Origin of the sequence: Enterobacter sp. Lyrl_3, assembly GCF_051948675.1 — a bacterium.
GTDB classification, from domain to species: domain Bacteria; phylum Pseudomonadota; class Gammaproteobacteria; order Enterobacterales; family Enterobacteriaceae; genus Enterobacter; species Enterobacter cloacae.
Map to the genome: position 1 here is coordinate 42,246 of NZ_JAYJLI010000019.1, position 17,859 is coordinate 60,104.

The following is a 17,859-nucleotide window of genomic DNA, read 5'->3' on the forward strand; positions in this document are numbered from 1 at the left end:
GCTTCGCTAACCCGCCCTACGGAGTTCTGTAGGCCCGGTAAGCGCAGCGCCACCGGGCGAATTACACATATTACGCGCTGCGGCGCAGCATGCCCTGCTTTTTCAGCCACACCAGCAGAATCGAAATCGCTGCTGGGGTAACGCCCGAGATGCGGGAGGCCTGGCCGATCGACACCGGTTTGTGATCGTTCAGCTTGGCGATCACCTCGTTGGACAGCCCCGTCACCTGACGATAGTCCAGCATTTCCGGCAGCAGCGTGTTTTCGTTACGCTGCTGCTTTTCGATCTCATCCTGCTGACGCGCGATGTAACCTTCGTATTTCACCTGGATCTCAACCTGCTCTGCCGCTTCAGCGTCTTCAAGACCCGGGGCAAAGGCGGTGAGTTTCACCAGATTCTCATAGGTCACTTCCGGGCGACGCAGCAGATCTTCACCGCTGGCTTCGCGCGAGAGCGGCGCAGTTAAGTGAGCGTTCACTTCCGCAGCGGTTTCAGCCTGCGGATTAACCCAGGTCGTTTTCAGGCGCTGACGTTCCTGCTCAATGCGCTCCAGTTTCTCGTTGAAGCGCGCCCAGCGTTCGTCATCCACCAGACCCAGCTCACGACCCATTTCGGTCAGACGCAGGTCGGCGTTATCTTCGCGCAGCATCAGGCGATATTCTGCGCGAGAGGTAAACATACGGTACGGTTCTTTGGTGCCCAGCGTGCAGAGATCGTCGACCAGCACGCCCAGATAAGCCTGAGAACGCGCCGGAGCCCAGCCCTCTTTCTCGGCAGAGAAACGGGCGGCGTTCAGACCGGCCAGCAGGCCCTGTGCAGCAGCTTCTTCGTAACCGGTGGTGCCGTTAATCTGACCTGCGAAGAACAGACCGTGGATGAATTTGCTCTCCAGAGTTGGCTTCAGGTCACGCGGATCGAAGAAATCGTACTCAATAGCGTAGCCAGGGCGAACGATTTTCGCATTCTCCATCCCCTGCATTGAGCGAACAATTTGCATCTGCACATCGAACGGCAGGCTGGTGGAGATGCCGTTCGGATAGATTTCGTTCGAGGTCAGCCCTTCAGGCTCAAGGAAGATCTGGTGTTGGTTACGATCGGCAAAGCGCATGACTTTGTCTTCGATCGACGGGCAATAGCGTGGGCCGATCCCTTCGATCACGCCGGCGTACATCGGGCTGCGATCGAGGTTATTGCGGATCACGTCATGGGTTTTTTCGTTGGTATGCGTGATATAGCACGGTACCTGCTGCGGATGCTGCGCTGCATTGCCCATGAACGAGAAGACCGGCATTGGGTTATCGCCGTGCTGTTGTGCCAGCACGCTGAAATCAATGGTGCGCGCATCAATACGCGGTGGAGTACCGGTTTTCAGACGGCTGACACGCAGCGGCAGTTCACGCAGACGGCGTGACAGTGGGATAGATGGCGGATCGCCAGCACGTCCGCCGCTGTAATTATCCAGACCGATATGGATCTTACCGTCCAGGAATGTCCCGACGGTCAGAACAACCGCTTTGGCGCGGAATTTGAGCCCCATCTGGGTAACCGCGCCAACGACACGATCGTTCTCCACGATAAGATCTTCCACTGCCTGCTGGAAGATCATCAGGTTCGGCTGGTTCTCCAGGGCGGTACGCACCGCCTGACGATAAAGCACGCGGTCTGCCTGAGCGCGGGTCGCACGCACAGCGGGGCCTTTACTGGCGTTTAGTATCCTAAACTGAATACCTGCGTGATCGATCGCTTTCGCCATCAGGCCGCCAAGTGCATCCACTTCTTTTACCAGGTGTCCTTTCCCAATGCCGCCAATCGCCGGATTACAGGACATTTGTCCCAGCGTGTCGATATTGTGTGTCAAAAGCAGGGTCTGCTGACCCATTCGCGCTGCGGCCATTGCGGCCTCAGTGCCTGCGTGACCCCCGCCAATGATGATGACGTCAAAAGGATCCTGATAAAACATGGTGGTCTGCCTCGCGTAAAGCGGTATGAAAATGGATTGAAGCCCGGGCCGTGGATTCTACTCAACTTTAGTCTTTCGAGAAAGCATTGGGATCCTGGGCTATTAAAAAGAAGATCTTTTTATTTAGAGATCTGTTCTATTGTGATCTCTTATTAGGATCGCGGACCTTTGTGGATAAGTCCGATCTCATAAAGAAGATCATGGGGTTAGAAAGGATCGTTTGCTGTGAATGATCGGTGATCCTGGCCCGTATAAGCTGGGATCAGATCGCGACTTTATACACAGGGCAAAAACGACTTCAACGTTGTTCTTTGGATAACTACTGCTTAATACGAGCTTTTAACCAGAGTTATCCACATCTGTTCGCGCGATCTTTAATCGTTTTTGAGTAAATTTTTCCATTCACCCAGCCAGATCTCAGCCGGATCCTCCGGAATATCATGATCGAGGATGTTGATCTTCAGCGTTTCACCCACCTGTTTAGCTCCGCAGGCGGTGACAGCGGCTTCGACTTTCTCTATAGCACCGCAGAAGGTGTCATATTCACGGCTGCCAATACCCACTGCGCCAAAACGCACGTTTGACAGGTCTGGCTGCTGTTCCTGCAGTTCGTCATATAAAGGTTGCAGGTTATCCGGAAGATCGCCTGCGCCATGCGTGGAGGTGATCACCAGCCAGACCCCATCAGTCGGGAGATCTTCAAGCAAAGGCCCGTGCAGCGTTTGTGTGGAAAATCCCGCATCCTCCAGCTTCTCAGCCAGATGTTCCGCTACATATTCCGCGCCGCCAAGGGTGCTGCCACTGATAAGGGTAATGTCCGCCATTGATCGCTCGCTCAGATAAAGAGGGGCCATTGTACGCTGTGAACGGGCTGGGATCTACCTGTGGAAAATGTGGGTATGGATTTGCCCGATCAGGGGCGAATGGTACGCATGATCGGGTTTTGCAGGGAGATCAACGTCTCGGTGGACTGAATTTCATCGATTGTTTGGATCTTGTTGATAAGTACCTGCTGCAGGGCGTCGATGGAACGGCACATCACCTTGATAAAGATGCTGTAGTGGCCGGTGGTGTAGTACGCCTCTGTGACTTCATCGAGCGCGTTCAGCTTCGCCAGCGCGGAAGGATAATCTTTTGCGCTTTTAAGAATAATGCCAATAAAGCAGCAGACGTCATAACCCAGCTGTTTTGGGCTGACATCAATACGTGCCCCGGTAATGATCCCCGCCTGTTTCATCTTCTCTACACGAACATGAATCGTCCCCGGGCTGACGCCAAACTGCTTCGCCAGTTCGGCATAGGCGGTACGGGCATTGGCCATTAACGCCTCCAGGATGCCGCGGTCCAGATTATCGATCTGATAATTTTCCATAGCTTTTTCTTATGAAGATTAATGAATCACTCTATTCTAGCGTTAAATTTTAACGAATCAAAAGTGAAGGTGGCTTTTTGTTGTTTGATTATTGAATTGAATGCCTTTTCTGTTGCTTAATCAATACCAACAGGACGCAGGAGTATAAATAATGAAAACCGCTTATATCGCAAAACAACGCCAGATCAGTTTCGTTAAATCCCATTTTTCCCGCCAGCTGGAAGAGAAGCTGGGTCTGATTGAAGTTCAGGCACCGATTCTCAGCCGCGTGGGTGATGGGACGCAGGATAACTTGTCCGGATGCGAAAAAGCGGTGCAGGTGAAAGTGAAAACACTGCCAGACGCCCAGTTCGAAGTGGTTCATTCCCTCGCGAAGTGGAAGCGTCAAACCCTGGGACAGCACGACTTCAGCGCGGGCGAAGGACTCTACACGCACATGAAAGCCCTCCGCCCCGATGAAGACCGCCTGTCTGCCATTCACTCTGTTTACGTTGACCAGTGGGACTGGGAGCGCGTAATGGGTGATGGCGAGCGTCATGTCGGCACGCTGAAATCCACCGTTGAGGCGATCTACGCCGGGATCAAAGCGACCGAAGCGGCCGTAAGCAAAGAGTTTGGTCTGGCACCGTTCCTGCCGGAATCGATCCACTTTGTTCACAGCCAGGAGTTGCTGAGTCGTTTCCCGGATCTGGATACTAAAGGTCGTGAACGTGCGATCGCTAAAGAACTGGGTGCCGTCTTCCTGATGGGGATCGGCGGTAAGCTGTCGGATGGTAAACGTCATGATGTTCGTGCACCGGATTATGATGACTGGAGCACCATGAGCGAGGGCGAATTTGCTGGTCTGAACGGCGATATTCTGGTCTGGAACCCCGTGCTGGAAGATGCGTTTGAACTCTCCTCAATGGGGATCCGCGTGGATGCTGATGCGCTGAAACGCCAGCTGGCGGTGACCGGTGATGAAGATCGTCTCACGCTGGAATGGCACCAGGCGCTGCTGCGCGGTGAGATGCCGCAGACCATTGGCGGCGGCATCGGCCAGTCCCGTCTGACCATGCTGCTGCTGCAACTGTCGCATATTGGTCAGGTGCAGTGTGGTGTCTGGCCGCAGCAGGTACGCGAAAGCGTCAGCTCGCTTCTGTAATTAACGCTGCCAGCGTCTGAGCAGGCGGCTACGCAACCCGGTATCAAAGCGCCAGATATGATCGAAGATGCGCATGATGCCGGGTTTTCCATGGGCGGACATCGCCACTGCGTGGAAACGGTGCTGATGCACCCGCTGTAACTCCTTCACTTTGTTCACCACGTCATCCGGCAGCCGCTGGGCAATAAAATCGGAAATCACCACCGCGTCAGCGTCGTACCAGTCGCCGCCCTGCATACGTTCCACAATGCTGCGAAAACAGCTGGCCAGATCGGTACCGCCGCGAAAACGCTGGCTTAAAAAGCGGATCGCCTGCTCAATACCCTGCTGATGGGTCAGCTCATAGCTGACCACTTCACTGGAAAAGAGCATGATAAAGCAGCGACGTCGGTCGGCGAGCGCCACGCGCATCAGCGCCAGGCAGAACGCTTTGGCACACTGTTCGTTGAAACCGCCCATCGATCCGGATGTATCCACACAAACGATAAATGGGCCGCGCGGTTGCTCATCAAAATCCTGATGGACCACCGGACGTTGGCTGATTTTTTCGCGCCAGGCTTCGCCATGCAGGCGATAGGTCAGAAGCTGTTTTTCCACCAGCCGACGATAAAACTCATATTCCAGCTCGGTCATCCCGAGCGTGCTCAGCTCCGTAGGCAGCAGGCGTAAAATGTCATCGCTTTGCTGGAGCCCATCCACCTGTTCCGGCACGGTGGCCGGTTCCCGCACCAGGGTGCGGAAGGTTTCCATCGGGGCATCCTTCTTTGGGACCGATTTAGCCTCCCTTGAGCGACCCAGCTGTTCCGCAAGCTTCATCAGCTCGGGCTGCTGCGCCAGGAAATCACCATACCGGACAATCAGCTGATAATCCCCACGCCTGATTTGGCCTGCACTCATATCCCAGAGACGTCCGGCAGCGTTTTCATTCTCTACCAGTACCTGCTCCAGCTGACCGCTTAAGGTCATGCGTTCCTGAACTTCGCTGAGCAATTGTTCACGCTCTTCATCCAGCAGTTGCTGGTTCAGCGTCGTGGCCTGAACCACAAGGCTGAGGCGCCAGCGCTGTAAAAAGAGTGTGTGTAAGGCGGGGGTGAAGGTGGCGTTATCGGTGACCAGCGCCCGGGCCTGGCTGGCAAAAGGGGAGTGTACTTTATCGAGTAACGTCAGGGTTTGCGGGATCTGAACAATAAACTGCGACGTGGAAAGGCGCTGGCACTGCTGATAGCAGGCCACCTCTTCGGTTAACTCCTGTGGCACTTCGGTCTCTTTAAACCGCTGTCGCAGGTTGTCCCGCCAGCGCGGGAGATCGTCCGTCATCGCTTTTTTTAGCTTCGGGAATTTTTCAAAAAAAGCCGCCAGCTGAGGAGACGCCAGAAGAGTAATAATCACCTCTTCGATCAACCCATCTTCGCTGACGGCCAGCATGACGTTAAGCGTATCCAGCGTTAGCATTGACGAGCCTGTTTGATCTGCGCGCTCACATCCTGCAGGCTGGCTTCAATGCGACCTAACCAGTCGCTGTGAATAAAGAGGCACTTTTGCTGTTCGCTGAAGCGCGTATGCTGCTGATGCCATTCGGTATCCAGCGCCTCCAGCTGCTGCGTGATCTCTTCCGGCACGCTGTCAGAGGCGCTTCCCGGGAGGGCAAGGCGTGACCCCTGTAGGCTTACGTCGCGGATCACCAGGTGCTGACTGCTGTCCACTTCCATATTCAGCGGCTGTGCAAAGCCTATACCGTTAAGCTTACCGCGGATCTCTCCGCCCTTATCAAGCCACTGGGCCAGCGCGTCACGCTCAAGCGTAATGTGCACCACCTGCATGTCATGGAGTTTAAGCGGCTGCTGGAGAAGCAGCGTCAGCGTTGGGCTGGTCAGCTCAGCGGGCAGTTCGTAGTGCGGTTTACGGGCGAACATGCCGCCAAGACGGTTCACCTTCAGTGCTGTTTTATCACTTTGCTGCTGCTGTAGCTGAATGCGCCGTTGGGCTATCGCCCCAAGCTGGTTGAGCATTGATTGCTGGCCCCAGGCGTGTCCGGTCATCAATATTTCAAGCTGCTGCTGCATCAGATTCATCCCTTCGGCATCGTGCCAGAGACAGTCTTTCAGCAGGATCAGATCGATAGGGGCAACCGCGTCGCGCCCGCTGAACAGGGCGCTGGCCTGCAGCAGACGGATTGCTTTTTTCCAGCGACGGTCGGAAACATAAGGTGCAGAAGGAAGGAGATCAAGCTGCTGACGGAGCTGGTAGATCAGCTCAAAGACCGCGTCCGGCAGTGTGATTTTGCCGATATCCACCTGCCACTGCTGATACTCCTCGTCCGTGACCTGCAGTGAAGCGGCTACCGGGTTTTCATTTTCATCCTGCTGGCTGGTCAGCATGGAGCGGAAGTTCGATTTATCCTGCACTTTGTCCAGCCACAGGCGGATCAGCATGCGGTCATACAGCGCTTCAAGGCTGCTGTCGGCTTCGGGAAGTTCGTTCGAGGCGGCCACCAGCAGGCGCATCGGGATTTTTTCTTCGCTGGCGCCGTTACGGAACCGACGTTCGTTAATCGCCGTGAGCAGGGTATTCAGAATGGCCGGTCCCGCTTTCCAGATCTCATCGAGAAATACAATCTCTGCTTCCGGCAGATACCCCTCGGTAAGGCGTTGATAACGCCCCTCATCTTTCAGCGCCTGGATGGACAGCGGGCCGAAAACCTCTTCAGGGGTGGAAAAGCGGGTCATCAGGTATTCGAAGGCGCGTGCATTCTGAAAGGCAAATTTCAGCCTACGGGCAATCAGGCTTTTAGCAATGCCCGGCGGGCCAAGCAGAAATACGCTTTCACCGCTCAACGCCGCCAGTAAACAGAGGCGGATGGCGTGACTGCGTTCGAAAAGACCTTTCTCCAGTGCGCTGCTGAGACGGGAAATTCTTTCTGCTAATAAATGTGAGTGAGCCATAATAGTTTTTGCATCCTTTCGCCGTCGTGGCGGCTAATTGAAGCGAGTATAGACGTTTCAGTCAGGGCTGGTAATAGGCTGAAGTGCGGCGCAATTTTCTTTGCGCTACATTAATGCGGTTGCATTTAGGGGTTCGATTTTGCAACGAATCGTGCATACTGTGCGCTTTTTGTGGACCAAGGGAACAGGAACACATTTGTTATTTAAACGAAAAGACTAGTCTATGAGCACTGATAATAAGCAATCATTACCCGCAATTACGCTTGCGGCGATCGGGGTTGTCTACGGTGATATCGGCACCAGCCCGCTTTATACGCTTCGTGAATGTCTGTCCGGCCAGTTTGGCTTTGGTGTTGAACGCGATGCCGTATTTGGCTTCCTGTCCCTCATCTTCTGGCTGCTGATCCTGGTGGTTTCTGTTAAATACCTCTCCTTTGTGATGCGTGCAGATAACGCAGGTGAGGGGGGGATCCTGACCCTGATGTCCCTTGCGGGGCGCAACACCTCGGCCAGAATGACGTCGGTACTGGTTATTATTGGCCTGATTGGTGGCAGCTTCTTCTATGGGGAAGTGGTCATCACGCCTGCTATCTCGGTGCTTTCGGCGATTGAGGGGCTTGAGATTATCGCACCGCAGCTTGATACGTGGGTGGTTCCGCTGGCGATAATCGTTCTGACGTTGCTGTTTATTATCCAGAAGCACGGTACCGGGCTGGTGGGGAAACTGTTCGCACCGATTATGCTGGCCTGGTTCCTGATTCTGGCGGCGCTCGGTTTGCGCGGAGTTATTGGCAACCCGGAGGTTCTGCAGGCGCTGAACCCATACTGGGCTATCCATTTCTTCCTTGAATACAAAGTCGTTTCCTTCGTGGCGCTCGGCGCCGTTGTGCTCTCTATTACCGGTGTTGAAGCGCTGTATGCAGATATGGGGCACTTCGGCAAACTGCCGATTCGCGTGGCGTGGTTTTTAGTTGTCCTGCCATCGCTTGTATTGAACTACTTCGGGCAGGGGGCGCTGCTGCTGAAAAAACCGGAAGCGATTAAAAACCCCTTCTTCCTGCTGGCCCCGGATTGGGCGCTGGTGCCGATGCTTATTCTGGCCACGCTGGCCACCGTTATCGCTTCTCAGGCGGTCATTTCCGGCGTGTTCTCTCTGACGCGCCAGGCCGTGCGTCTGGGGTATCTCTCTCCCATGCGTATCATCCATACCTCAGAGATGGAATCGGGCCAGATCTACATCCCGTTTGTTAACTGGCTGCTCTATTTTGCTGTGGTGATCGTGATCGTCAGCTTTGAGCACTCCAGCAACCTGGCCGCGGCGTACGGTATTGCGGTAACAGGCACCATGGTGCTGACATCGCTTCTTTCCACCACGGTGGCGTACCGAAACTGGCACTGGAACAAGTTCCTCGTGGCGATGATTCTGGTGGGCTTCCTGTGCATCGACGTACCGCTGTTCTCGGCAAACCTCGATAAGATTGTCTCCGGCGGCTGGCTGCCGCTGACGCTTGGTCTGTTGATGTTCATTGTGATGACCACGTGGAAAAGCGAGCGTTTCCGTCTGCTGCGTCGTATGCATGAACACGGAAACTCCCTGGAGGCGATGATTGCCTCGCTGGAGAAATCCCCACCGGTTCGCGTACCGGGCACGGCGGTGTATATGTCTCGTGCGTTGAACGTTATTCCGTTCGCATTGATGCATAACCTCAAGCACAACAAGGTACTGCATGAGCGGGTTATCCTGCTGACCCTGCGCACCGAAGATGCACCGTATGTTCACAATGTGCGCCGTGTTCAAATTGAGCAACTGTCGCCAACCTTCTGGCGCGTGGTGGCGAGCTACGGCTGGCGTGAGACGCCGAACGTGGAAGAGGTCTTCCACCGCTGCGGTCTGGAAGGTTTAAGCTGCCGCATGATGGAAACATCGTTCTTTATGTCGCATGAGTCGCTGATTATCGGTAAACGTCCGTGGTATCTGCGCCTGCGCGGCAAGCTGTATCTTATTCTGCAGCGAAACGCCCTGCGTGCGCCGGACCAGTTTGAGATCCCGCCTAACCGTGTGATCGAGCTGGGAACCCAGGTCGAGATTTAAGCTTCTTAAAATGCCGGGTGGCGCTTCGCTTACCCGGCCTATTCATACTCAATATTCCCGCCAAAATTTACTTCTCATTTCACTTAGCGAAACGTTTCGACACCGATCACAATTCTGTTACGTCATGGTGGTTTTCTGAACACTCTTAAGACTAAACTGATTTCAGCGAAACGTTTCGCTAGTGGAGCAAGAAAATGAAGAAAGGCACGGTTCTCAACTCAGAAATCTCATCGGTTATTTCCCGTCTTGGGCATACCGATACGCTGGTGGTTTGCGATGCTGGCTTACCGGTTCCGCGCAACACAACCCGTATTGATATGGCGTTAACGCAGGGCGTGCCCTCGTTTATGCAGGTACTGGATGTAGTGACCGCGGAGATGCAGGTTGAGGCGGCCATTCTCGCGACGGAAATTAAACAACATAATCCGCAACTCCACGAAACGTTGCTCAATCACATTGAGCAACTGCAACAACACCAGGGAAACACCATAGAAATTCGTTACACAACGCACGAACAGTTCAAACAACAAACCGCAGACAGTCAGGCGGTGATTCGCAGCGGGGAGTGTTCCCCGTATGCGAATATCATTCTCTGTGCTGGCGTCACCTTCTGAGGCCATCATGGACGCATTACTACAACTTAAAGGGATCGATAAATCGTTCCCGGGCGTAAAAGCCCTTTCTGGCGCGGCGCTGAACGTTTATGCCGGACGCGTAATGGCGCTGGTGGGCGAGAATGGCGCCGGCAAATCCACCATGATGAAAGTGCTGACCGGTATCTATCAACGCGATGCCGGTTCACTTTTGTGGCTGGGTAAAGAGACCACCTTCAGCGGTCCAAAAGCCTCGCAGGAAGCGGGGATCGGCATTATTCACCAGGAACTGAACCTGATCCCGCAGCTCACTATTGCGGAGAACATCTTCCTTGGCCGCGAATTTGTTAACCGGTTTGGCAAAATTGACTGGAAAACGATGTATGCCGAAGCGGATAAGCTGCTGGCGAAGCTGAACCTGCGCTTCAAAAGCGACCGTCTGGTGGGCGAACTCTCCATTGGCGACCAGCAGATGGTGGAGATCGCGAAAGTGCTGAGCTTTGAGTCGAAGGTCATCATTATGGATGAACCGACGGACGCCCTGACCGATACCGAAACCGAATCCCTGTTCCGCGTCATCCGCGAGCTGAAATCGCAGGGACGTGGAATTGTCTATATCTCTCACCGTATGAAAGAGATTTTCGAGATCTGCGACGACGTTACCGTCTTCCGCGACGGGCAGTTTATTGCCGAGCGTGAAGTGGCATCGCTGACGGAAGATACGCTTATCGAAATGATGGTGGGACGCAAGCTCGAAGATCAGTACCCGCACCTCGACAAAGCACCGGGTGAGATCCGCCTGAAGGTGGATAACCTCTGTGGCCCTGGCGTGGACAATGTCTCCTTTACCCTGCGTAAAGGGGAAATTCTTGGCGTGGCAGGGCTAATGGGTGCTGGCCGTACCGAGCTGATGAAAGTGCTGTACGGTGCGCTGCCGCGATCCAGCGGTTATGTCACTCTCGACGGGCATGAAGTGGTGACGCGCTCTCCGCAGGATGGCCTGGCGAATGGTATTGTTTATATCTCCGAAGACCGTAAGCGCGACGGCTTAGTGCTGGGCATGTCGGTGAAAGAGAACATGTCTCTTACCGCCCTGCGCTATTTCAGCCGCAGCGGCGGCAGCCTGAAACATAAAGATGAACAGCAGGCAGTCAGCGATTTTATCCGCCTCTTTAATGTGAAAACCCCCTCGATGGAACAGGCGATTGGCCTGCTGTCCGGCGGTAATCAACAGAAAGTGGCGATTGCACGCGGGCTGATGACGCGCCCGAAAGTGTTGATCCTTGATGAACCTACCCGCGGCGTGGACGTAGGGGCCAAAAAAGAGATCTATCAGCTGATTAACCAGTTCAAGGCCGACGGTCTGAGCATCATTCTGGTCTCTTCCGAGATGCCAGAGGTATTAGGCATGAGCGATCGCATTATCGTCATGCATGAAGGGCATCTCGGCGGTGAATTCACTCGCGAGCAGGCCACCCAGGAAGTTCTGATGGCTGCCGCTGTGGGCAAGCTTAATCGCGTGAATCAGGAGTAAGAAGATGACTACCCAGGCTGTTTCTGGTCGCCGTTATTTCACAAAGGCATGGCTGATGGAACAAAAATCGCTGATTGCCCTGCTGGTGCTGATCGCGATTGTGTCGACCATGAGTCCCAATTTCTTCACCGTTAATAACCTGTTCAACATTCTTCAGCAGACCTCCGTGAACGCCATTATGGCGGTCGGGATGACGCTGGTGATCCTGACATCGGGTATCGATCTGTCCGTCGGTTCCCTGCTGGCGCTCACCGGTGCGGTTGCTGCTTCAATCGTCGGGATTGAGGTCAACGCGCTGGTGGCCGTTGCCGCTGCGCTGGCGCTGGGTGCGGCAATTGGTGCTGTCACCGGGGTTATTGTGGCGAAAGGTCGTGTTCAGGCGTTTATTGCGACGCTGGTAATGATGCTGCTGCTGCGCGGTGTCACCATGGTGTATACCAACGGCAGCCCGGTTAACACCGGCTTTACGGACAACGCCGATCTGTTTGGCTGGTTCGGTATCGGTCGCCCGCTGGGTATCCCGACGCCGGTCTGGATCATGGCCATCGTCTTCCTGGCGGCGTGGTACATGCTGCACCACACGCGTCTGGGCCGCTATATTTATGCACTGGGTGGTAACGAAGCGGCAACGCGTCTGTCCGGTATCAGCGTCAACAAAGTTAAAATTATCGTTTACTCACTGTGCGGTTTGCTGGCCTCTCTGGCGGGTATCATCGAAGTGGCGCGCCTCTCTTCCGCGCAGCCAACGGCGGGTACGGGGTATGAGCTGGATGCCATTGCGGCAGTGGTTCTGGGCGGTACGAGTCTTGCGGGCGGTAAAGGTCGCATTGTTGGGACATTGATCGGCGCACTGATTCTCGGTTTCCTGAATAATGGTTTGAATTTGTTAGGTGTTTCCTCCTATTACCAGATGATCGTTAAAGCAGTGGTGATTTTGCTGGCGGTCCTGGTAGACAACAAAAAACAGTAACTGACGACACTACAGGACATCTTAGATATGAACATGAAAAAACTGGCTACCCTGGTTTCTGCTGTCGCGCTGAGCGCAACCGTAAGTGCTAACGCTATGGCGAAAGACACCATCGCGCTGGTTATCTCCACGCTGAATAACCCGTTCTTCGTCTCCCTGAAGGATGGCGCACAGAAAGAAGCCGACAAACTGGGCTACAACCTGGTGGTGCTGGATTCACAGAACAACCCGGCGAAAGAGCTGGCTAACGTGCAGGACTTAACCGTTCGCGGCACCAAAATTCTGCTGATCAACCCAACCGATTCTGACGCGGTGGGTAACGCCGTGAAGATGGCAAACCAGGCGAAGATCCCAGTGATCACCCTGGACCGTCAGGCAACGAAAGGCGACGTTGTGAGCCACATTGCGTCTGATAACGTGCTGGGCGGTAAAATCGCGGGTGACTACATCGCGAAGAAAGCAGGTGAAGGCGCGAAAGTTATCGAACTGCAGGGTATTGCCGGTACGTCCGCAGCCCGCGAACGTGGCGAAGGTTTCCAGCAGGCGGTTGCGGCTCACAAATTTAACGTCCTGGCCAGCCAGCCTGCTGACTTCGACCGTACTAAAGGTCTGAACGTCATGCAGAACCTGCTGACCGCGCACCCAGACGTGCAGGCGGTGTTCGCACAGAACGACGAAATGGCGCTCGGCGCGCTGCGTGCCCTGCAGACTGCAGGTAAATCTGATGTGATGGTTGTCGGATTTGACGGCACACCAGATGGTGAAAAAGCGGTAAATGATGGCAAACTGGCGGCGACCATCGCTCAGCTGCCTGAGCAGATCGGCGCGACTGGCGTGCAGACTGCTGACAAAGTGCTGAAGGGCGAAAAAGTTCAGGCTAAATATCCAGTTGACCTGAAACTGGTCATCAAGCAGTAAAAAGGCGATTCAGGCAGTCGCTGGCTGCCTGAGGGACACCAATAAAGAAAAGTGTGGCATACGCCACCGGGTAACACCGGTGGCGCTCTCAGATGGACAGCTCAACCATGAAAACCGCAGGCAACCTCGTCGTCCTTGGCAGTATCAATGCCGATCACATTCTTAACCTTGAATCCTTCCCGACGCCGGGCGAAACCGTCACCGGCAACCATTATCAGGTGGCATTTGGCGGTAAAGGTGCCAACCAGGCGGTTGCAGCAGGACGCAGTGGGGCAAATATCGCGTTTATCGCCTGTACAGGTGATGACGATACCGGTGAGCGCGTGCGTAAACAGCTCGCCAGCGATAACATCGATGTTGCGCCAGTCAGCGTTGTTGCAGGGGAATCGACCGGCGTGGCGCTGATTTTCGTCAACGCGGAAGGTGAGAATGTCATCGGTATTCATGCAGGCGCGAATGCCCGTCTTACGACGGAACGCGTTGAAGCACAGCGTGAGCTTATCGCTAATGCCGACGCGTTACTGATGCAGCTGGAATCGCCCGTAGAAAGCGTACTGGCGGCCGCTGACATTGCGCATCAAAATCATACCACTGTCGTACTTAATCCTGCGCCTGCCCGTGTATTATCAGACGAACTGCTGGCGCGGGTGGACATCATTACACCGAACGAAACCGAAGCGGAAAAACTGACGGGCATTCGTGTTGAAAATGATGCTGACGCAGCACGTGCAGCGAAAGCGCTGCACGATAAAGGCATCGGCACCGTTATCATTACCCTCGGTAGCCGCGGCGTGTGGGCAAGCGTAAACGGCGAAGGCCGTCGCGTGCCGGGCTTTAAGGTCAAGGCGATTGACACCATTGCGGCTGGCGACACGTTTAACGGAGCATTGGTGACAGCGCTGCTGGAAGGAAAGGGAATGGATGATGCTCTCCGCTTTGCGCATGCTGCTGCGGCTATCGCCGTCACGCGCAAAGGTGCCCAGCCCTCCGTTCCGTGGCGTAAAGAGATCGATGAATTCTTAAGTCAGCAGGGGTAACGCTTGGCCACAATGAAAGATGTCGCCCGCCTGGCGGGCGTTTCTACGTCGACAGTCTCCCACGTCATTAATAACGATCGCTTCGTCAGCGAGGCGATTCGGGAGAAAGTCGAAGCCGCAGTGAAAGATCTCAACTATGCGCCGTCTGCGCTGGCCCGCAGCCTGAAGCTCAACCAGACGCGCACCATTGGCATGCTGATCACCGCCAGTACGAATCCCTTTTATTCTGAACTTGTCCGCGGGGTGGAACGCAGCTGCTTCGAACGCGGCTACAGTCTGGTGCTGTGCAATACCGAAGGGGATGAGCAGCGTATGAACCGTAATCTGGAGACGCTGATGCAAAAACGCGTCGACGGGTTACTGCTGCTGTGTACCGAAACGCATCAACCCTCGAAAGAGATCATTCAGCGTTATCCGTCTATCCCCACGGTGATGATGGACTGGGCGCCGTTCGACGGGACCAGCGATCTGATTCAGGATAACTCCCTGCTGGGCGGAGATATGGCAACCCAGTATCTGATCGACAAAGGCCATACCCGCATCGCCTGCATTACTGGCCCGCTGGATAAAACCCCGGCGCGTCTGCGTCTGGAGGGATACCTTTCCGCGATGGCTCGGGCGGGACTCGCGGTTCCGGAGGGTTACCGTATTACCGGCGATTTTGAATTTCAGGGCGGTTTCGAGGCGATGCAGACATTGCTGGCGCAGACACCGCGCCCGCAGGCCGTCTTTATTGGCAACGATGCCATGGCATTTGGGGCGTATAAGGCGTTGTACCAGGCGGGATTGCGTATTCCTGACGATATGGCGGTGATTGGCTACGATGATATCGAACTGGCCAGCTACATGACCCCGCCGCTGACCACGATCCATCAGCCAAAAGATGAACTGGGTGAGCTGGCCATTGATGTATTAATCCACCGAATGGCGCAGCCCACGCTGCAGCAGCAACGTCTGCAGCTTACTCCTGTTCTGATGGAACGGGGTTCGGTTTAGCTTTTGTTTTGTGGCGTTCTTTAATCAGGTTTCGACCATCTTTCGGTTTTAACAGCATAAAGACCAGCGCTGAAACGACGGTAAGTCCGCCCATCGTGATAAAGGTATAGTGGAACTGCTCGACAGTGTTCGCGCTGTCAAAACCTTCATAGAACCGCAGTACCGCGGCACTGACAGCCACCCCAAGGCTGATTGATAACTGTTGAGTCACCGCCAGCACGCTGTTGCCACTACTGGCGTTGTCGTCAGTCAGATCCGCGAGAGTAATTGTGTTCATCGACGTGAACTGCGTTGACATTGCCATACCCAGCACAAACAGCGGCAGGATCAGCATCCAGACGGGAAGCGAGGCAGATTGTAGCGAGAACTGCGCAATCATCAGCCCGATAAAGACCGTTACGCCAACCAGCGTCTTCCGATAGCCAAACCAGCGCAGCACCTGTGTGACGGTTGATTTGGCCAGAATTGAGCCCATTGCCGTGGGCGCCATCATGCAGCCGGCTATCAGGGCCGGATAGCCGAAACCGACCTGCAGCATCAGAGGCATCAAAAACGGTACGCAGCCCGTACCCAGGCGCGAAGCAATATTCCCCGCGATACCTACCGAGAAAGTGCGCGTATTAAAGAGAGACAGCGAAATCAGCGGTGTCGGGTGACGGCGTGCATGACGTATATAAAGAAGGAACAGCAAAATACCGCCAAGAATGACAGCCAGCGCAAGCCATGTTGCCACTATCTTCTCACCAAACAGCTCCATCCCGCTGGAGAACAATACCAGGCTCAGACCAAACAGGAAAAAACCACCCATATCGAAACTGCGTCTTGGCGTGGTGAAGTTCGGCATATATTTGCGGGCATACAGCAGCCCCGCTACGCCAATTGGAATGTTAATCAGGAAGATCCAGTGCCAGCTGGCCCAGGTGACAAACACACCGCCCAGCACCGGGCCAAGTATCGGGCCGACCAGGCCGGGCATGGTGACGAAGTTGAGCACGGGAAGCAATTCACTGCGCGGATAGGCGCGCAAAAGTGCCAGGCGCGCCACGGGCATCATCATCGCGCCGCCAATTCCCTGCAGAACGCGGAAGATAACCAGTTCGGTCAGAGAGGATGATAATGCACAGGCCAGCGAACCGAGCGTAAAGAGCGTTACGGCCAACATAAATACGCGACGGGTGCCGAAGCGATCGGCCAGCCAGCCGCTCACCGGGATCAGCATTGCAACCGTCAGGGTGTAACTGATGATGGCGGACTGCATCGCCAGCGGCGATCGGTTAAGGCTTTGCGCAATGGCGGGAAGTGCGGTGTTGAGGATGGTGGCATCCAGTGCCTGCATAAAGAACGCCATGGCTGCAATCCACGGCAGCCCGGCCATGCTGCGTGCTTTTTTCTTTGTCATTTATTCACCTGCTGGTGGGTTGGCGCGGCCAGTAACGCCTGGCACGCGCTCAGGGCTCGTTGCCCGTCGCTCTCCTGAATGGCATCGACAATGGCCTGATGCAGATCCAGCTTCACCACTTCGTCCTGAGTAATAGAGGTAAAGTAGGTGTGGTACACCGAATGGAATAAAGAAGCAAAAGAGGTAAGGAACGGATTGGCGCTCATCATATAGATATGTTCATGCCAGGCCATATCGACCTCAACCCAGCGCTCGCGGTTGAAGTGCTTTTTCAGGAACACCATCTCTTCCATTAAGGTGTTGAGCTGGGCTTTTTGTTCTGCTGTCCCGAGCGTGGCGGCAAGCAGGCAGGCCTGCGGCTCAAGACTGCTGCGCATCACCAGAAAGTGATCGACGACCTGATTGAAGTTGTCTTCTGTCATCCACCAGGAGAGAAGTTCCTGATCGAGGAAGTTCCAGTTGCTTTGTGGCATTACCCGCGTGCCAATGCGCGGACGCGGTAGCACCATGCCTTTTGCTGTTAAGGTTTTCACTGCTTCGCGAACGGCGGTACGACTCACGCCAAACTGCTCGCCCAGCTCCATTTCACCCGGCAGGATGCTACCCGGGGCATATTTACCCGCTAAAATCAGCTGAGCCAGCTTTTCTGCCAGCACATAAGACAGGTTTTTTTGGGCTGCCAGCTGTTGTGCGCTCAATGGCATTGCTTTTATTCCTTAATGATTCTTGTCGATAAGTATGCCACCGTGAATGTGATTGTGGTTGCAGATACATCAAATAGAACACTTTGTAGCTTGATTTCATCGCTATTGGTGAAAAAAAACACGGACGGAAACTTTTTTTAAATTTCCTCTTGTCACTTCAGAATAACTCCCTATAATGCGCCTCCACTGACACGGAAC

15 protein-coding genes are annotated in these 17,859 nt (G+C 54.6%); 8 read left to right on the top strand and 7 right to left on the bottom strand.

What is annotated here, in order from left to right:
* Window positions 1–70: 70 nt before the first annotated feature.
* The 3 genes from mnmG to asnC form a co-directional block, all read right to left on the bottom strand.
* Window positions 71–1,960 (bottom strand): tRNA uridine-5-carboxymethylaminomethyl(34) synthesis enzyme MnmG, encoded by a 1,890-nt coding sequence (gene mnmG / locus VF709_RS21980; RefSeq protein ID WP_008500196.1) that lies wholly within the window; start codon window positions 1,958–1,960, stop codon window positions 71–73.
* A 374-nt stretch (window positions 1,961–2,334) separates the two neighbouring features.
* Window positions 2,335–2,784, bottom strand: a complete 450-nt coding sequence (gene mioC, locus VF709_RS21985) for an FMN-binding protein MioC (protein ID WP_013099402.1) — start codon at window positions 2,782–2,784, stop codon at window positions 2,335–2,337.
* 89 nt (window positions 2,785–2,873) lie between these two features.
* Entirely contained in the window at window positions 2,874–3,332 is a 459-nt protein-coding gene (gene asnC, locus VF709_RS21990) for a transcriptional regulator AsnC (RefSeq protein ID WP_008500198.1), read from the bottom strand.
* 151 nt (window positions 3,333–3,483) lie between these two features.
* On the opposite strand from asnC, the gene asnA reads away from it, so the two are divergent.
* Window positions 3,484–4,476, top strand: a complete 993-nt coding sequence (asnA, locus tag VF709_RS21995; RefSeq protein WP_440232299.1) for an aspartate--ammonia ligase — start codon at window positions 3,484–3,486, stop codon at window positions 4,474–4,476.
* Here asnA and viaA read toward each other — a convergent pair whose 3' ends face one another.
* Window positions 4,477–5,928 carry an ATPase RavA stimulator ViaA gene (viaA, locus tag VF709_RS22000; RefSeq protein WP_013099400.1) on the bottom strand — a complete coding sequence of 484 codons (1,452 nt, stop codon included), beginning with the start codon at window positions 5,926–5,928 and terminating at the stop codon, window positions 4,477–4,479.
* Window positions 5,922–7,418, bottom strand: coding sequence for an ATPase RavA (gene ravA, locus VF709_RS22005; RefSeq protein ID WP_013099399.1), 1,497 nt, complete (start codon window positions 7,416–7,418; stop codon window positions 5,922–5,924). The genes viaA and ravA overlap by 7 nt, the downstream gene beginning before the upstream one ends.
* A gap of 223 nt (window positions 7,419–7,641) precedes the next feature.
* Here ravA and kup point away from each other — a divergent pair, with 223 nt between their 5' ends.
* The 7 genes from kup (at window position 7,642) to rbsR (ending at window position 15,558) form a co-directional block, all read left to right on the top strand.
* Window positions 7,642–9,510 (top strand): low affinity potassium transporter Kup, encoded by a 1,869-nt coding sequence (gene kup, locus VF709_RS22010; RefSeq protein ID WP_440232300.1) that lies wholly within the window; start codon window positions 7,642–7,644, stop codon window positions 9,508–9,510.
* Between the two features lie 194 nt (window positions 9,511–9,704).
* Window positions 9,705–10,124, top strand: a complete 420-nt coding sequence (rbsD, locus tag VF709_RS22015) for a D-ribose pyranase (protein ID WP_020690257.1) — start codon at window positions 9,705–9,707, stop codon at window positions 10,122–10,124.
* Window positions 10,125–10,131: 7 nt separating this feature from the next.
* On the top strand, window positions 10,132–11,637 hold the full coding sequence (gene rbsA / locus VF709_RS22020) for a ribose ABC transporter ATP-binding protein RbsA (protein ID WP_020690258.1): 1,506 nt from the start codon (window positions 10,132–10,134) through the stop codon (window positions 11,635–11,637).
* 4 nt (window positions 11,638–11,641) lie between these two features.
* A complete protein-coding gene (rbsC, locus tag VF709_RS22025) occupies window positions 11,642–12,607 on the top strand; it encodes a ribose ABC transporter permease (protein WP_029883505.1) in 966 nt (321 codons plus the stop codon).
* Between the two features lie 27 nt (window positions 12,608–12,634).
* On the top strand, window positions 12,635–13,525 hold the full coding sequence (gene rbsB / locus VF709_RS22030; protein ID WP_013099394.1) for a ribose ABC transporter substrate-binding protein RbsB: 891 nt from the start codon (window positions 12,635–12,637) through the stop codon (window positions 13,523–13,525).
* Window positions 13,526–13,632: 107 nt separating this feature from the next.
* Window positions 13,633–14,562 (top strand): ribokinase, encoded by a 930-nt coding sequence (rbsK, locus tag VF709_RS22035; RefSeq protein WP_038420966.1) that lies wholly within the window; start codon window positions 13,633–13,635, stop codon window positions 14,560–14,562.
* A gap of 3 nt (window positions 14,563–14,565) precedes the next feature.
* Window positions 14,566–15,558 carry a ribose operon transcriptional repressor RbsR gene (gene rbsR, locus VF709_RS22040; protein WP_013099392.1) on the top strand — a complete coding sequence of 331 codons (993 nt, stop codon included), beginning with the start codon at window positions 14,566–14,568 and terminating at the stop codon, window positions 15,556–15,558.
* Here the strand turns inward: rbsR and mdtD are convergent.
* Window positions 15,524–16,957: a multidrug transporter subunit MdtD gene (gene mdtD, locus VF709_RS22045; protein ID WP_023622147.1), complete on the bottom strand. Its 1,434-nt coding sequence runs from the start codon at window positions 16,955–16,957 to the stop codon at window positions 15,524–15,526. The two genes, rbsR and mdtD, sit on opposite strands and share 35 nt — an antisense overlap.
* Complete coding sequence (locus VF709_RS22050) at window positions 16,954–17,661, bottom strand: FadR/GntR family transcriptional regulator (RefSeq protein WP_013099390.1); 708 nt, start codon at window positions 17,659–17,661, stop codon at window positions 16,954–16,956. Before VF709_RS22050 ends, mdtD begins: the two co-directional genes overlap by 4 nt.
* Window positions 17,662–17,859 lie beyond the last annotated feature (198 nt).

Bases quoted from the DNA above. Each gene is read 5' to 3' on its own strand.
- mnmG (WP_008500196.1), bottom strand. From the start codon at position 1,960: ATGTTTTATCAGGATCCTTTTGACGTCATCATCATTGGCGGGGGTCAC.
- mioC (WP_013099402.1), bottom strand. From the start codon at position 2,784: ATGGCGGACATTACCCTTATCAGTGGCAGCACCCTTGGCGGCGCGGAA.
- asnC (WP_008500198.1), bottom strand. From the start codon at position 3,332: ATGGAAAATTATCAGATCGATAATCTGGACCGCGGCATCCTGGAGGCG.
- asnA (WP_440232299.1), top strand. From the start codon at position 3,484: ATGAAAACCGCTTATATCGCAAAACAACGCCAGATCAGTTTCGTTAAA.
- viaA (WP_013099400.1), bottom strand. From the start codon at position 5,928: ATGCTAACGCTGGATACGCTTAACGTCATGCTGGCCGTCAGCGAAGAT.
- ravA (WP_013099399.1), bottom strand. From the start codon at position 7,418: ATGGCTCACTCACATTTATTAGCAGAAAGAATTTCCCGTCTCAGCAGC.
- kup (WP_440232300.1), top strand. From the start codon at position 7,642: ATGAGCACTGATAATAAGCAATCATTACCCGCAATTACGCTTGCGGCG.
- rbsD (WP_020690257.1), top strand. From the start codon at position 9,705: ATGAAGAAAGGCACGGTTCTCAACTCAGAAATCTCATCGGTTATTTCC.
- rbsA (WP_020690258.1), top strand. From the start codon at position 10,132: ATGGACGCATTACTACAACTTAAAGGGATCGATAAATCGTTCCCGGGC.
- rbsC (WP_029883505.1), top strand. From the start codon at position 11,642: ATGACTACCCAGGCTGTTTCTGGTCGCCGTTATTTCACAAAGGCATGG.
- rbsB (WP_013099394.1), top strand. From the start codon at position 12,635: ATGAACATGAAAAAACTGGCTACCCTGGTTTCTGCTGTCGCGCTGAGC.
- rbsK (WP_038420966.1), top strand. From the start codon at position 13,633: ATGAAAACCGCAGGCAACCTCGTCGTCCTTGGCAGTATCAATGCCGAT.
- mdtD (WP_023622147.1), bottom strand. From the start codon at position 16,957: ATGACAAAGAAAAAAGCACGCAGCATGGCCGGGCTGCCGTGGATTGCA.
- VF709_RS22050 (WP_013099390.1), bottom strand. From the start codon at position 17,661: ATGCCATTGAGCGCACAACAGCTGGCAGCCCAAAAAAACCTGTCTTAT.